The sequence below is a fragment of the Streptomyces sp. WY228 genome (genome assembly GCF_019287315.1).
Taxonomy (GTDB): Bacteria; Actinomycetota; Actinomycetes; order Streptomycetales; family Streptomycetaceae; genus Streptomyces; species Streptomyces caviscabies.
This window is the reverse complement of sequence record NZ_CP079114.1, coordinates 573,802-588,623: the sequence shown is the minus strand read 5'-3', so window position 1 is coordinate 588,623 and position 14,822 is coordinate 573,802. Positions and strand designations below refer to the sequence as shown.

Genomic DNA, 14,822 nt, shown 5'->3' with positions numbered 1-14,822 from the left:
TGTCGTCAAACCGCCGACTGCCGGGCCGCCGCGGCGGCGACCTGGTGCAACGTCCGTCCCGTACGGGCGGAACGGGCGTGGTACGGGTCGGGGGAGCCGGGCCTGCCGCGTACGGCGAGACGGTCGTTGGCCTTGATCAGCAGCCATGCCTCGTGGCCGCCGCTGTCCGGCTCGTCGCCCTTCTGGATGCGGGTGAGCGCGAACTCGCCGTGCAGCTTCGCCCCGTACAGCCAGAACGTCGCGTGGCCGAGCTCCAGCGACTCGGCGAAGGGGACGCGGTCGCCCTGGCCGTCGTGCCCGAGCGGCCGGTAGGTGCCCTGGTCCCAGACGATGACCGTGCCGCTGCCGGACTCGCCCCGGGGGATGACCCCTTCGAACTCGCGGTACTCCAGGGCGTGATCCTCCGTCGGCACGGCGAGCCGGCGGTCGCTGGGGTTCTCCGACGGCCCGCGGGGCACCGCCCAGGACTTCAGTACGCCGTCGACCTCCAGCCGGAAGTCGAAGTGCAGTCGGCGTGCGTCATGGATCTGCACGACGAAGTGGGGTCGTGGCAGGCCGTTGTTCTCCACGTCGTGCTCCCTTCGTCCGGATCGCCACTCGGCTCGCTCGTCCGCGTCTTCCGCAACTCCTGTATCTCCACTCTGCGGCCGTATGGTGCGAACCGCACGATGTGCGGCTGTCTTCAGGCGCATATGCCCATGCCACATGCCGTTCCTTCTTCGGTCTGGACCAGGTTATTGACGGCTCCTGCGGCACTCCCTTAAATCAAGAATTGAAATATGCGCCCGAGGTGATCGCCCCAACCGTTCACCTCTCGGCGTCCATCTGTCATGCACATGTCCCCCCACGAAGTGATGTGATGACCGTGCACCCCACGCACTCCACGGCGCGCAGCGTCTCCCGGCGTCGCCGCGTCGCCCTCTACGCGGCCTCGCTGCTCTGCTGTTCCGCCATCCTGACGGCACTCCCCGGCGGAGCGTCCGCCGCACCCGCCGACTCTAAGGCGCCCGGCCCCGGGGCTCAGGCGGTCGTCTTCGAGGACCAGTTCGACGGGCCGGCCGGTGCCGCAGTGGACGGCGGCAAGTGGCAGCTGGAGACCGGCGACAACGTCAACAACCACGAGCGGCAGTACTACACCCCGGGCAACGACAACGCCGCACTCGACGGCCAGGGCAACCTCGTGATCACCGCCCGGAAGGAGAACCCGGGCAACTACCAGTGCTGGTACGGGACCTGCGAGTACACCTCGTCCCGGCTCAACACCTCGGGCAAGTTCGCCGCCGCCTACGGCCACGTCGAGGCCCGGATCAAGATCCCGCGCGGCCAGGGCATCTGGCCCGCGTTCTGGATGCTGGGCGACGACTTCGGCAACGTCGGCTGGCCGGACAGCGGCGAGATCGACGTGATGGAGAACGTCGGCTTCGAGCCCGGCACCGTCCACGGCACCCTGCACGGCCCGGGATACTCCGGCTCCGGCGGCATCGGCGCCGCGTACACCCTGCCCAACGGTCAGGCGTTCGCCGACGACTTCCACACCTTCGCCATCGACTGGGCCCCCGACTCCATCACCTGGTCCGTCGACGGCAACGTCTTCCAGCAGCGCACCCCCGCCGACCTGGGCGGCAACCAGTGGGTGTTCAACAAGCCCTTCTTCCTCATCCTGAACCTCGCGGTCGGCGGCTACTGGCCCGGCGACCCCGACGGCTCCACCCAGTTCCCGCAGCAGATGGTCATCGACTACGTCCGTGTGACGACCGGCGACTGACCACCGGAACCAGCGGCCCCGGTGCCCGTCCGCGGCAGTCCGCGGACGGGCACCGGCTCTTTCCGACAAGGACGGTGACCGCATGACCCGAGCTCCGCGACACCCACGCACCCCGCGAAGACGGCCGGCGCGCCTCGCGCTGTCCGCCCTGGCGCTCGCCGCCATGGCCGCGTTCCTGACCCCGAGCAGCCCCGCCGGCGCGGCCGTCGCCGCGGTCGGACAGATCTCCGGCATCGGCGGCACATGCGTCGACGTGGCCGGAGCCTCCGCCGCCAACGGCACCGCCGTACAGCTCTACGACTGCAACGGAACCGGCGCCCAGCAGTGGGACGTACGGTCCGACGGCACCGTTCGGGCGCTCGGCAAATGCCTCGACGTCAAGGACGGCGCGACCGCCAACGGCTCCGTCCTCCAGCTGTGGGACTGCACCGGAGCCGCCAACCAGCGGTGGGGGGTCTCCGCCGCCCGCGACATCGTCTCCGTCGCCGCCGACAAGTGCCTCGACGCCACCGGCAACAGCTCGGCCAACGGAACCCGGCTCCAGCTGTGGACCTGCACCGGAGCCGCCAACCAGAAGTGGAACGCCCCGTCCGGCGGCGGCGACCCCGACCCGGGCAGCTCCCCGATGGCCGTCGCGCCCTACCTCTACAACGGCTGGGGCAGCCCGCCCAGCCCCACGACCGTGATGAACGCGACCGGCGTCACGTGGTTCACCCTCGCCTTCGTCCTCAGCAACGGCTACTGCAACCCCCAGTGGGACGGCGGCCGCCCGCTCACCGGCGGCGTGGACCAGCAGACGATCACCACCGTACGGGCCGCCGGCGGAGATGTGATCCCGTCGTTCGGCGGCTGGAGCGGCAACAAGCTGGAGAGCTCCTGCGGCAGCGCGGGCGAACTGGCCGCCGCGTACCAGAAGGTCATCGACGCGTACGGGCTCAAGGCCATCGACATCGACATCGAAGCCGCCGCCTACGACTCCCCGACGGTCCAGCAGCGCACCGTGGACGCCCTGCGGACGATCCGCGCGAACAACCCGGGCATCAAGCTGTACATCACCTTCGGCACCGGCCAGAACGGCCCCGACACCAGCCTCATCGACCGGGCCGCGCAGGCCGGTCTCACCGTCGACAGCTGGACGATCATGCCGTTCAACTTCGGCGGCAACGGCCAGAACATGGGGACGCTCAGCGTCCGCGCCGCCGAAGGCCTCAAGACGGCCGTCAAGAACGCCTACGGCTACAGCGACGACCAGGCCTACCGGCACACCGGCATCTCCTCGATGAACGGCACCACCGACGTCGGCGAGACCATCACCGTCGCCGACTTCCGCACCATCCTCGCCTACGCCCAGCAGCGGCACCTCGCCCGGCTGACCTTCTGGTCCGTCAACCGCGACCGGCCCTGCACCGGCGGCGGCGCCGACACCTGCTCCGGAGTCGGACAGCAACCGTGGGACTTCACCCGGGTCCTCGCGGAGTACCGGGGCTGATCCCCGGCCCGCCCGTCGCACCGGGCGGCTCAGAGACGTGGACGGCGGCAGCGGTGCTCCTGCCGCCGTCCACCCCTTTCCCTCCTCCTTGCACGCGAGAACGGCCACACAAGAAGCGGAATAGCATGATCCTCATGGAACAGCGCACACTCGGCAGGACCGGCCGTGACGTCTCGGTCGTCGGACAGGGCACCTGGCAGCTCGGAGGCGACTGGGGCGAGGTCGCGGAGGACGACGCCTTCGGGCTCCTCGACGCGGCCGTCGCATCCGGCGTCACCTTCTTCGACACCGCGGACGTGTACGGCGACGGCCGCAGCGAACAGCTCATCGGCCGCTATCTCAAGAACCGCCCCGACGCCGACGTCTTCGTCGCCACCAAGATGGGCCGCCGCCTCGACCAGGTGCCGGAGAACTACGTCCTGGACAACTTCCGCACCTGGAACGACCGTTCCCGGGCCAACCTCGGCACCGACACGCTCGACCTCGTACAACTGCACTGCCCGCCCAGCGCCGTCTACTCCTCGGACGCCGTCTACGACGCCCTGGACACCCTGGTCGCCGAGCAGCGGATCGCCGCCTACGCGGTGAGCGTCGAGACCTGCGCCGAGGCCCTCACCGCCATCGCGCGCCCGGGCGTCGCGAGCGTACAGATCATCCTCAACCCGTTCCGCCTCAAGCCGCTGGACGAGGTCCTTCCGGCGGCCGTCGCCGCGGGCGTCGGCATCATCGCCCGGGTTCCGCTCGCCTCCGGCCTGCTGTCGGGCAGGTACACCAAGGAGACGGTCTTCGGCCCCGACGACCACCGCACCTACAACCGGCACGGCGAGGCGTTCGACCAGGGCGAGACGTTCTCCGGCATCGATTACGCGACCGGTGTCGCCGCGGCCGCCGAGTTCGCCGAACTGGCCCCCGAGGGAGCCACCCCCGCACAGACCGCGCTGCGCTGGATCATCCAGCAGCCGGGCGTGACCAGCGTGATCCCCGGCGCACGCTCGGTGGAACAGGCCCGTGCCAACGCGGCGGCGGCCGATCTGCCGCCGCTGCCGCAGGCCACGCTCGACGCGGTGCGGGAGCTGTACGACCGGTCGATCCGCGCGGAGGTCCACGACCGCTGGTGAGCGGCGGGAGACGGGGGCCGGGGGCCGGGGGAGTGGCGGGCGGGACTCAGTCGTCCCGCTCGTCGTCCTCGTCGCTGTCCCCGTCGTGACCGTTCCCGTTGCCGTTCTCCTGGCCCTGTTGGCCCTGTTGGCCCTGTTGGCCCTGCTGGTCGGGTTGCTGTCCGCCGCCGTCGCGGACGTCCTGCGAGGGTCCCGAGGACGGGCTCTGATCCGGTGTGCCGGCGGAGCTGGAGTCCGGGGAGAACAGGATCATCCCCAGATACACCGCGGCCAGGAACGTCGCCGTGCCCGCGATGGCACTGGCCACCCTGGGGCGCCGCCGGATCGCCTCGCGGGTGCTGCGGCGGCGGGCCGGAGTCGATCGGGTAGGAGCCTGCCGTCTTCGGCCGGTGGGCCCCGGAAGGCGGTACGTCGTCGGGCCGACCGGCGCGGGCGGTGCGGCGGGCGAGGGCTTCGGGGCCATGGGGGCGGATGCCCGGTGGGACGGGGGCGTCGTCTGCATCGGGAGGGGCTCCGGGCGACCGCGCCAGGCGTCGGTGCGGAACCAGTCGGCCACCTGCTGGGCGGTGGGCCGCTCCTCGGGTTTCTTGGCCAGCAGCCCGAGCAGATACGAGTCGAAGGCGGCGGAGATGTCCACACCGTGCTGCCGCAGCGGGACCGGCGGGGTGTCGACATGCTGGTACAGCGTGGCCGTCGCGGTATCGGACTTGAACGGCGGCTGACCGAGCAGCAGTTGGTAGACGACACAACCCAGGGAGTACATGTCGGAGGCGGAGTCGGCGGTGCGTCCCAGCGCGCGCTCGGGTGCCAGATAGAGGCTGGTGCCCACGATGTGACCGGCCGTCGTGAGCGCGGTCGACGGGTCGTCGACGAACTGGGCGATGCCGAAGTCACCGATCTTCACCGAGCCGTCGGCGTCCAGCATCAGGTTGCCCGGTTTGATGTCGCGGTGGACGATGCCCTGGCGGTGCGCGGCGGCGAGCCCGGCGGCCGCCTGGCCCGCGATCAGGGCGACCTGTTCGGGATGGACCCGCTCCTGGGCGGCCAGCAGATCTCCGAGGCTCTGCCCCTCGACCAGTTCCATCACCAGGAAGAATCGGTCCTCCCAGGCGCCGAAGTCGAACACGGCCACCAGGTGCGGGTGGCTCAGCCGGGCGGCGGTCTGGGCCTCCAGCCGGAAGCGGGCGGTCGACGAGGCGTCCGCCTGGTCGCCCAGCAGCAGCTTCACGGCCACGGCGCGCCCCAGCACCTCGTCCGTGGCGCGCCACACCTCGCCCATGCCGCCACGACCGATGGGGGATACCAATCGGTACCGACCAGCTACCAGCACCTGTGCACCTATCTCGCATTGTGGCCCGCTCCGGCTGTCGGTCCCCCCGGAGCCCCGGGCTCCGGCGGAGTCGTGGGCGGTGCGGCGAACGACATGATCAGGATATCTGTCCGGCGGAGCCCGGATGCCCCGACGGCCTTTTCACCGGGCTCGCCTGACGGCCCGGCACCTCTGCCCGCCCGCCCCGGTGCCGGCGAAGCCCGCCGGACCCCGTCTCAGCCGAGCATCCGGTGGTACGCGGCATCGGCGGTGAACGCGGACTGCCCGCCCGCGAACAGCAGATCGGCGGCTTTGAACGCGGGGTCGGACGCGGTCTCGGGCACATAGGGCACGGCGATGCACCGCATGCCCGCCGCATGAGCGGCCGCCGCTCCGGCCGGGGCGTCCTCCAGCACCACGCAGTCCGCCGGCGTCACCCCCAGCCGCCGGGCCGCCTCCAGGAACACGTCCGGCTCGGGCTTGCCGTGCGCGACCTCGTCGGCGGAGACGTACAGCGGGATGTACGCGTCGAGCCCGGTGACCGCGAGCACCGCCTCGATCGCGGCCCGGGACGAACCGGAGGCCACCGCCATCGGCACCCCGGCCGCGTACAGCCGCTCCACCAGCACCCGCATCTGCGGGAAGACCTCCGTCGACGCCCCGGCGAGCTCCAGATACAGGGCGTTCTTCCCGGCGAGCAGTTCCTCCAGCGGGGCCTCGATCCCGTACTCCGCGCGCAGGACGGTCAGCGTCTCCAGGGTGCTGATGCCGATGAACCGGGCGTTGGCCTCCCAGCCGAAGTCCCGCACCCCGTACCGGGCGAGCAGCCGGCGCCCCGCCTCGTAGTAGTTCGGTTCGCTGTCCACCAGCGTCCCGTCGAGATCGAAGATCACATGGAGGCCGGACGTGGTCACGGGGCGGGATGTCATGGCCCCAGCATGCCGTAGCCCGGACCGGCCGGACGGCTCACCCCTGACCCGTCCCGGGACCTGGCCGGTCCCGCTCGCCCGCCGCACGCCCCACGGACTCCACCAGCGGCAGCACCCGGTGCGCCACCCGCTCGCGCAGCGCCACGTCCGTCCGCGTCCTGACGACCCCCGGCAGCTGGATCAGCCGCTGGATCACGTCCTCCAGGTGCCCGTTGTCCCGGGCGACCACGCGGGTCAGCAGATCGCCTCCGCCCGTCGTCGAGAACGCCTCGATGATCTCGGGCACGGCCGCCAGGGCGTCGCCCACCTCGACCAGATGCCCCTGGGTGACCTCCAGGTGGACGAAGGCGAGCACGGGGTGGCCGAGCGCGGCGGGGGAGAGGGTCGGCCCGGTGCCGGTGATCACGCCGTCGCGCTCCAGCCGGTCGAGCCGGGCCTGCAGGGTGCCGCGGGCCACGCCGAGGATGCGCGCGTACTCCCGGACGCTCGTGCGCGGCTGCTCGATCAGCAGGCGCAGGATGCGGGTGTCGAGAGCGTCCACCGCCATGATCCGCAGATCTCCTTCCGAGCCGTCCGGGTGCGGCTCCGACTGTACCCAGCGTGATGGTGGCGCCTTGGTGCGACGGCGGCGCGTGCTCATCGCGCGAATGGTCCGTTGGCATGCTGATGGCTGATTCGTCGGCCAATCCACTGGTCCATTGGTACAGGATATTCCTCCCGGTTTGATCCATGGGCCCGGTGGGTGCTGCAATGGTGATGTCGATGGCGCTGCGGACTTCCGCGGCGCCTTTTTCATGCGAGTACCGCGGCGACGCGGAAGGGGTGGAAGCGTGCTGAAGAGGGTGTTCGTGGCGCCGGACCCGGGACGGGTCCGGCTGCGCTTCGCCGGCCGGGCCGTTCTCGGCATCGGCCTCGCGGTCGCGCTGTGCGGGCTCGCCGGGCATTCGCTCGTGGCGGCCATCACCGGCGGTCTCGCGGCACTGCTCGCCCTCTTCACCGTGACCGACCCGACGGTGCGCGGGCAGGCGGTCACCACCGCCCTGCTCCCCGTCGCCGGTCTGCCCGTCCTCGCCGTCGCGGCGGTCCTGCACGACCAGCAGGTCGCCCGGGACCTGACCTTCCTCGCCGTGATGGGGGCGGGCGTGTACGCCCGGCGGTGGGGGTCGCGCGGGCACGCGCTGGGCGTCTTCGCGTTCATGATGTTCTTCGCCGCCCAGTTCCTACACACCGTGCCCGGCCAGCTGCCCGAGCTGTACGCCGCCGTGGCGCTGTCCCTGTGCGCCTCGTCCGCCGTGCGCTTCGGCCTGTGGTGCTACGAGCGACGGCTCCCCGCCCCGGCCCTGCCCGCCCCGCCGGAGCTTCGGGGCCGGCTGCGCATCACCACCCGGCAGGCCGTCCAGGCCACCCTGGGCGGGGCCTTCGCGCTCGGCATCGGACAGGTCCTGTCCGACGAGCGGTGGTACTGGGCGGTCGGCGCCACCTGGTGGGTCTTCGTCAACACCACCTCCCGCGGCGAAACGCTCGTCCGCGGATTCCGCCGGGTCCTGGGGACCGTCGTCGGCATCGTCTCCGGCTTCGCCGTGGCCATCCCGCTCGACGGCGCGGCCGTCCCGACCGCCGTCGTCGTCGCGGTCGGCGTCTTCGGCATCTTCTACACGGCGGCGGTTTCGTACAGCTGGATGATGTTCTTCGTGTTGTCAACAGTGCGGTGGCCGGGATCGCGGGGTCTGACGGGTCTTTCCGCAGATCAGACAGGGTTTCACTGGCGCCGCTTGACGCGCGGGCACGGGCGTCTTCGGCAGTCTGTGGGCGGACCGATGCTGACTCTTTGCTGACTTTACTGATGGTGTGTCAGTTGTGCGGGTTGGTGGGTTGGGTCTTCGGAGGAGAGTCGGGTTGAAGAGGTTGTTCGTGGCGCCGGATCCGGGCCGGCTGCGTTTGCGGAGTGCCGCGCGTTCCGTTGTGGGCGTCGGCGGTGCGGTGGCCGTGTGCGGGGTGACGGGGCATCCTCTGGTGGCCGTGATCACGGGTGGTCTGGCTGCTCTTCTGGCTCTGTTCACCGTCACGGATTCGGACGTTCGTGCTCAGGCCCTGACCACCGGGCTGCTGCCGGCGGTCGGTTTCCCCGTACTAGCGCTCGCGAGCGCGTTGCATGAAATGCCGTTGGTCCGGGACGTGGCTTTCCTGGCGGTGATCGGTGCGGGGGTCTATGCGCGACGTTGGGGGCCGCGTGGGAATGCGCTGGGGATCTTTGCGTTCATGATGTTCTTCGTAGCCCAGTTCCTGCATGCCACACTCATCCAGCTGACCGGCTTCTTCACTGCTGTCGTCCTCGCTCTGCTGGTTTCCTCGGCGGTTCGTTTTGGACTGTGGTGCTTCGAGCGCCGCTATCCGCCTGCGGCTGTGCCTGCTCCGGTAGGTGGGCGGGGTCTGGGGCGTGCGACGACCCGCCAGGCTATACAGGCGACTGCGGCGTGCGGGTTCGCTCTCGGGGTGGGGCAGGTGCTGTCGCACGACCGCTGGTACTGGGCGGTGGGCACGGCCTGGTGGATTTTTGTGAACACAGCCTCGCGCGGTGAGACCCTGATCCGAGGTTTCCGCCGGGTGGTGGGCACGGTCCTGGGTATTCCCGCCGGATTGCTGATCGCTGTTCCGCTCCACGGAAATCTCGTGGGCACAGCGATCCTGGTGGCGGTATGCGTCTTCGGGATCTTCTACACAGCCGCGGTATCGTATTCCTGGATGATCTTCGCCGTCACGTTGATGATCTCGCTCCTCTATGGCCTGCTGGGAGTCCTGAACCCGGAATTGCTCGTGCTGCGACTGGCGGAGACCGGGGTCGGGGCGCTCGGTGCCGCCCTCGCGGTGCTGCTGGTGCTCCCCGTCACCACGCACGCGACAACCCATGCGTGGATCCAGCGCGCACTGAGCCGCGTCCACGTGTGCACCGCCCAAGCCGCTGCGCAGCTCGCCGGCACCCCGGGCGCCGACCCGCAGCCGCACATCGCCGAGCTCGAACTTCTGTTGGGGCGCGTACGGCTCTCCCTCGCACCCCTGGTCCACCCGCTCAACCCGCTTCGAGCCCGCAAGGCGCGCGCCCGCAAGGTCCTGGCCCTGCTCGACGACTGTGCCCGTGAGGTCCGCGGCCTGGCTCTGGTCGCCGCCGACCCGGACGCCTCGCACGACGACCGCCTCGCGGCCGCCTGCTGGCGAGTCCAGTCCGCGGTCGAGATCCTCACCACCCCCCAACCCGGCACGCCCCCGGCAGCGCCCGCCCCCGCGCGGCGTGCCACCGCGACCTACCCCGCCCTGGCCCACCTCCACGACCTGGAACACGCCCTCACCGAACTCGTCAGCCCGCTCAACCACGCCCCTTACACGGCGTCCGCAAACGCGTAAAGTTCGGAGTCAGCCCCGACCCCTCGCGTTGTGCAATGAAGGGTGCTGCGGCACGCAGCTCTCCACCGCCTAAGTGGCTGTTGTCTTTCCGGGCTTGAGGGCTGCGGTTCCGTTGTTCAGGCACAGGGTCGGCGGTCTCGGGGAGTGGTGACGTGTCGTGTCGTCGCTCTGCTGGAGGTCGGATGCCGTCGGTGGTGGGGCTGCTGGAACAGCGTGAGCTGACCGCTCGCCATCGTGTGGACGCACTGCGGGAGGAGGTGGACCGTATCCAGGCCGAGCCGGCAGCGGGCCGCTTCACGCTCGCGAAGGCAGCCGCCGGGCCAGGCGGCGGGTCATGAGCAGGTTCATTGACCAGTGGACCATTGCCTCCGCGCTGCCGGTGGACCGTTCGAAGTCCCGCGCGAGGCGGCGACTTCGCATCAGGTGGACGAAGAACCGCTCGACGATCCACCGCTTGGGCAGCACGACGAAGCCGCGCATGTCGTCACTGCGCCTGACGATGGCCAGGACCAGGGCAAGAACGGCCCGGCAGCGCTCGACGAGGCTGCCGGTGTAGTCGCCGTCGGCCCAGACCAGCGCCAGCCGGTGGCGCGCGGCGGCGACCTGGGCGAGCAGAACCTGCGCGGCGGCGCGGTCGCCGATGTCCGCGGCGGTGACCATCACCCCCAGCAGCAGGCCGAGGGTGTCCACCACGGCGTGCCGCGTGCGGCCGTTGATCAGCTTGCCGCCGTCGAAGCCTCGGCTGTCGGCCCCGACGACGGCGTCCGCCTTGACGGACTGGGAGTCGATCACACCCGCGCTCGGCTCCGGCTCCCGCCCGGCCTGCTCGCGGACCTTGTGGTGGAGCCGGTCGTGGAAGTCCTTGACCAGACCATGGTCGCGCCTGCGGCGAAGAACGCGTAGACCCGGTCCCACGGCGGGAAGTCGGCCGGTATGGCCCGCCACTTCGTTCCGTTGTCGACGAGGTAGCGGACTGCGTCCAAGATCGTGCGGTGGCAGTACGCCTCCGGATGCCGGCCCCGCCCGCGCAGCCAGCCCGGCATCGGCAGCAGCGGCCTCACCACCGCCCACTCCGCATCGGACATTTCGGTGGGGTAGCGGCGCTCGCGTACCCCGTTGTCACCAGCATTTCCGAACTGGTGGGCCAGGCAATCACACGAGTGGGTGACCGCGCTGGACTCCGCCGCCGCAACTGCGAAAAACTGCGGCAACAGGGCCTCCTGGAACACTCGCTGGCGTAGACACCTCCGAGCTACCACGAGGCCCTGCTTCCATGCCGGCACCGACCGCGATCACCCGATCGAGACTCCCGCTCGACGGGAGATCCCGGCCGCCCGGCCTCGCGAACACGAAATTGTGGGGCACCGCCGAGCTGCCCGGGGCTAGGTTGGCGCGGTGCATCCGATCCGGTTTGAGGCTTCTACGACAGACGGCGTCCATCTCTTCCACTACCTCCCGGGCGATGACCTGGCGGTGACTCGGCACTGGCCTGGCCTTTGGCAGGAATGGCCTGAGGAGGGGACGCCGTACACCGAGTGGGCGGTGAACAACAACAACATGGAGGAAGTCGCCGTCTATGTGGGCCTGGTGTGGCAGCTGACGGCGGGCCTGGACCGCTATGCGATCCCGACCTACTACTGCGACGGCGCCGAGCGTTTCCTGGAGCAAAAGCCGATGCTGGTGAGCTGGGAGTACGAGGTCGACGCCGAAGCGCCGACCGTCACCACACGGGACAAGGGGTTCGTACCTGGTTGTACGGCAAAGCCCCTTCGGGCGGAGCCGGACAACGCTGGTCGTGCGGGCTTGTTCCGGTTGTTCACGCCTCGCGACCTGGTATCCGCGCTTCACGCGGTGATCTTCGACGCCTCGTCGGAGATCACGGTCTTCGCGGTCGCCCCCGGGCCAGAGCGTCTCCAGCGTCTGGTGAGCGCGTTGAGCGGCCCAACTCCCCCGACTCTGGCCGATGTCCTCGAGGAGGAAGGGGTGTTCGTGGACCTGACGATCGGTTCGGATTTCGGCTACTACGACTCGATCACGGTGGCGTCGCGCGCCGATCTGCGGCACCGAGTCGATGACCTGGCTGCCGACTCTGCGCGCAGGATCTCGGCTTATGAACTGCGCTTGGACGATCTCGCGACTGTTCCGGACTTCCTCCGGGCGATGCCGGAGCTTGCCGGTGTGGTCTTGGACGTTCCCTGAGCCCTCGATCGCTCGATCGAGACCCCGTTCGATCGGAAAGCCGCTTGATCGGTACGACGACAGCTTCTTACCCTCCGGTGACAGTTGATCAGCCGTCAACTCTGAAAAGATGTAGACCCTGCGCAGAAACTACGGTCCCTTCTGCACACCACCAGGCGCCGGCTGTGCCGGGGACCTGGGAGTAAGGCAGGCCAGGTACTCGTCCATCCCCAGCAGAGCAGTTGCCGCAGGCTCCCTTCCCCCGGCTGGACGATCCCAGCTCATCATCCACGCCGCCGCGTCTCGGCGTCATGAAGGATCAGCCGCTTCAAGCCTCCTTCCCGGGACTCCGCAGTGTCTCCGTAGTCGAAACTGTGCGTGAACTCCGCATGAGGGAAGACCTGCTGCATCCAGACGGAGCAGTATGGACCCGCATGAGGCAGGGTTCCAACTCGCAGTGAACCCACCGCACCTGACCGGGCTCCACCCCCTCAGCGGACAGACGCCGCCACAAGGCCTCCTCCGGATGCGGCCTGCAGACCCCCGCAACCTCGGTGACGACCTGCTTGGCACCAGAATCGTCGACGTACTCGAACGCCGCGGAGAACGGGAAATCCAGTGAGTGCCGGAGGTCGTCGAGCACCCGCGGCCACCAAGATTCCCGCTCAACGAACGCAGAAGCATCAATACGCCGCAGCTCAGCCGCGGGCCCCTGGAACACGGCAGCTCCCTCCGCTAGATCCGAAGCCCCGAACATTGCCGTCTGCGCCCGGTCCAAAGCGAGAAGCGAAGCATTCAGTGAAGCCACATCGGTGCTGACGAGCATGTCCTCCGCCGCTTTCGAAAGCACGACGGCCTGAACAGCACCATCCGGATGCACACACAGATGCGCCAGACCATCGAAACCGATCCGAAGCCAACCCCCATGGGAGCGGACGGCTGCAACCCACTCACGCGCGCCGCGAACGCCCCAAGCGTCACCGGATCCTCAGCACCCGCTGCGGAGGAAGTAAGATCCCACCCCTCGCGGCACCTCGGTCTTCTGCAGAAGATTCCGTACCGCCGCTGGGAGACCCACTCCCAGCAGACTTCCTTGCCCGAACAGCCTCAGGCACTCCGAGCCGAAGTGCTGGACCAGTTCGGAAGACGAATCAAGGGAGGGCGTGAGTATTTCACGGAAAGGGGGTCTGGCCAGCGAACAGAGCCGACCATGGCCGAGCCCCACCACGGCGCTTCAAGGGTGCTCTCCACGCAGCGGAGGTGAGCTGCCAGCTCGATGTGGAAGTCCTGACGGGTCGGGCAGCCGTCGTCGTCCTCGTCGCCCCAGTGCTTGAAGGCATCGCGACTTGGTCGACGTCTCAGACCAGTGCGTCCGGTCAGTGACGATGGTGCTTTACTGCATGGGGAGAATGTTTTGGCGTGGCTCGAATTTACGAAAGAGGGTGCTCTTTGAGTAGGCTTCTGGACTCATGCGAAACGGTGGTCTCGCCCAGTTACCGCCTGTTCGGTCTGGTTGATACGGATGTCGATACCTATCAACCAAATTCTGACCCTTCGAATTGGCTTCTCTCTGCCCCTGGTATGGTTTATCTCCAGGTTCCATCTCAGGTTATCAATGCAGTATTAAAACTTGAGAGTTGGTCCACGCTTCCGGCGGAAGATACCGGCAACTGGTTCGGCCGGGAAGAGGTGGAGGTGATACTCCCCGGAGGCGACCTTGCTACAGAGACAATCGATGGCGGGATGCGGCCTGTCCCGCTTGTCCTGCCTTCACCTGGCCTGTACAGGATGCGGTGGAAGTGGAAGTTCAACTGTGCGAGGGGGCCTTTCACCTCGCCGATAGGCCCGTCAACCACGTTGCAGATTCCGGATGGGCAGGGAGCGGAACTGGAGGGCAAAGATCAGTACTGCCTCGTTCAGATCTGGCGGATAGCTGAGCATGCCGAAGTCTGACGAAGTGGCTGCGGGGCCGACAGCATGAGTCGGCCCCGCAGTATTTTACGCTCGAAGCTATTTCAGTCAGTTGCCGACGACGAGTATGAAAGCGTCGTTGTTCAGGATCCGGTCGTTGTCGTACCAGGCGCCGAGGCGGCGGCCGGCTTCCTGGTTCTCGATGCGGTCGATGTAGCGGACGGAGAATTCGTCGGTGTACTGACTTCCTTCGTAGTCCTTGCGTGCTGCGCCCTCGAAGGTGGAGGCCATGGGGAACTCGTCGCAGTCGAGTTCGTCATCCGGGCCGGGGCGTCCCGGCATGGACGGGCTGTTGCAGGTTGACGTGACTGCACTGCGATTGGCGTCGTAGCGGGTCGACTCAAGAGCTCCAGCCGCCGGTACGAGACGGTGCATCGGGTGCAGCGCTTCTCCGCCGGGAAGGTTCTTGCCGGACTTTGTTGGGAAGGTGCTGCCCGGGTTGTCCAGAGCGTCTCCAACGTGGTCGGCGACTTCGGCGACTCCGTGGTACGGCTCAACAGGGGCACTCGGGTCACTCGTGTCGCTTCGGTCATAGCGGAGAGCGGGCGTAGCGTCGGGGAATACGGATCCCAGTTGTGCGCGTTGGTTGTAGGCGGCGCTGTCGAAGCGGACTTCCCCTTCTTCGCCCTCTGTGGGGAGGACTTGGCCGTAGCCGGGGATCGTG

At 68.7% G+C, this 14,822-nt stretch carries 11 protein-coding genes and 2 pseudogenes; 6 read left to right on the top strand and 7 right to left on the bottom strand.

The window, feature by feature from the left end; genetic code table 11:
- Positions 1-5: 5 nt before the first annotated feature.
- Entirely contained in the window at positions 6-569 is a 564-nt protein-coding gene (locus KV381_RS02530) for a DNA polymerase ligase N-terminal domain-containing protein (RefSeq protein WP_030083136.1), read from the bottom strand.
- A gap of 290 nt (positions 570-859) precedes the next feature.
- Here KV381_RS02530 and KV381_RS02525 point away from each other — a divergent pair, with 290 nt between their 5' ends.
- The 3 genes from KV381_RS02525 to KV381_RS02515 all read left to right on the top strand — a co-directional run bounded on the left by KV381_RS02525 (position 860) and on the right by KV381_RS02515 (position 4,372).
- On the top strand, positions 860-1,765 hold the full coding sequence (locus KV381_RS02525; protein ID WP_030083138.1) for a family 16 glycosylhydrolase: 906 nt from the start codon (positions 860-862) through the stop codon (positions 1,763-1,765).
- A gap of 82 nt (positions 1,766-1,847) precedes the next feature.
- The gene (locus KV381_RS02520; RefSeq protein WP_030629127.1) at positions 1,848-3,254 is read left to right on the top strand and encodes a ricin-type beta-trefoil lectin domain protein; all 1,407 of its coding nucleotides are present in this window, start codon (positions 1,848-1,850) and stop codon (positions 3,252-3,254) included.
- Positions 3,255-3,379: 125 nt separating this feature from the next.
- Positions 3,380-4,372, top strand: coding sequence for an aldo/keto reductase (locus tag KV381_RS02515; RefSeq protein WP_030083142.1), 993 nt, complete (start codon positions 3,380-3,382; stop codon positions 4,370-4,372).
- A gap of 46 nt (positions 4,373-4,418) precedes the next feature.
- Here the strand turns inward: KV381_RS02515 and KV381_RS02510 are convergent, their stop codons facing one another.
- From KV381_RS02510 to KV381_RS02500, 3 genes are all read right to left on the bottom strand, one after another.
- The gene (locus tag KV381_RS02510; RefSeq protein WP_193463605.1) at positions 4,419-5,651 is read right to left on the bottom strand and encodes a serine/threonine-protein kinase; all 1,233 of its coding nucleotides are present in this window, start codon (positions 5,649-5,651) and stop codon (positions 4,419-4,421) included.
- A gap of 266 nt (positions 5,652-5,917) precedes the next feature.
- Positions 5,918-6,610, bottom strand: coding sequence for an HAD family phosphatase (locus KV381_RS02505; protein ID WP_050504947.1), 693 nt, complete (start codon positions 6,608-6,610; stop codon positions 5,918-5,920).
- A 37-nt stretch (positions 6,611-6,647) separates the two neighbouring features.
- Complete coding sequence (locus KV381_RS02500; RefSeq protein WP_030629114.1) at positions 6,648-7,157, bottom strand: Lrp/AsnC family transcriptional regulator; 510 nt, start codon at positions 7,155-7,157, stop codon at positions 6,648-6,650.
- A gap of 283 nt (positions 7,158-7,440) precedes the next feature.
- Between KV381_RS02500 and KV381_RS02495 the strand changes: the two are divergent.
- Both KV381_RS02495 and KV381_RS02490 read left to right on the top strand, forming a co-directional pair.
- Positions 7,441-8,304 (top strand): annotated as a pseudogene (locus KV381_RS02495) (FUSC family protein); the annotation flags it as partial.
- A gap of 202 nt (positions 8,305-8,506) precedes the next feature.
- On the top strand, positions 8,507-10,009 hold the full coding sequence (locus KV381_RS02490) for an FUSC family protein (protein WP_030629108.1): 1,503 nt from the start codon (positions 8,507-8,509) through the stop codon (positions 10,007-10,009).
- A gap of 294 nt (positions 10,010-10,303) precedes the next feature.
- On the opposite strand, the gene KV381_RS02485 is transcribed toward KV381_RS02490, so the two are convergent.
- Positions 10,304-10,924 (bottom strand): transposase, encoded by a 621-nt coding sequence (locus tag KV381_RS02485; RefSeq protein WP_234024722.1) that lies wholly within the window; start codon positions 10,922-10,924, stop codon positions 10,304-10,306.
- A gap of 32 nt (positions 10,925-10,956) precedes the next feature.
- A pseudogene (locus KV381_RS36315) lies at positions 10,957-11,052 on the bottom strand (IS5/IS1182 family transposase); the annotation flags it as partial.
- 499 nt (positions 11,053-11,551) lie between these two features.
- Between KV381_RS36315 and KV381_RS02480 the strand changes: the two are divergent.
- Positions 11,552-12,208, top strand: coding sequence for a hypothetical protein (locus KV381_RS02480; RefSeq protein ID WP_143665766.1), 657 nt, complete (start codon positions 11,552-11,554; stop codon positions 12,206-12,208).
- A 307-nt stretch (positions 12,209-12,515) separates the two neighbouring features.
- Here KV381_RS02480 and KV381_RS37005 read toward each other — a convergent pair whose 3' ends face one another.
- Positions 12,516-13,097, bottom strand: a complete 582-nt coding sequence (locus KV381_RS37005) for a nucleic acid/nucleotide deaminase domain-containing protein (RefSeq protein ID WP_373461195.1) — start codon at positions 13,095-13,097, stop codon at positions 12,516-12,518.
- Positions 13,098-14,822 lie beyond the last annotated feature (1,725 nt).

What these genes read in the sequence shown, in the direction of transcription:
- KV381_RS02510 (WP_193463605.1), bottom strand. Translation starts at nt 5,651, where the DNA reads ATGGGCGAGGTGTGGCGCGCCACGGACGAGGTGCTGGGGCGCGCCGTG.
- KV381_RS02515 (WP_030083142.1), top strand. Translation starts at nt 3,380, where the DNA reads ATGATCCTCATGGAACAGCGCACACTCGGCAGGACCGGCCGTGACGTC.
- KV381_RS02525 (WP_030083138.1), top strand. Translation starts at nt 860, where the DNA reads ATGACCGTGCACCCCACGCACTCCACGGCGCGCAGCGTCTCCCGGCGT.
- KV381_RS02520 (WP_030629127.1), top strand. Translation starts at nt 1,848, where the DNA reads ATGACCCGAGCTCCGCGACACCCACGCACCCCGCGAAGACGGCCGGCG.
- KV381_RS02505 (WP_050504947.1), bottom strand. Translation starts at nt 6,610, where the DNA reads ATGACATCCCGCCCCGTGACCACGTCCGGCCTCCATGTGATCTTCGAT.
- KV381_RS02500 (WP_030629114.1), bottom strand. Translation starts at nt 7,157, where the DNA reads ATGGCGGTGGACGCTCTCGACACCCGCATCCTGCGCCTGCTGATCGAG.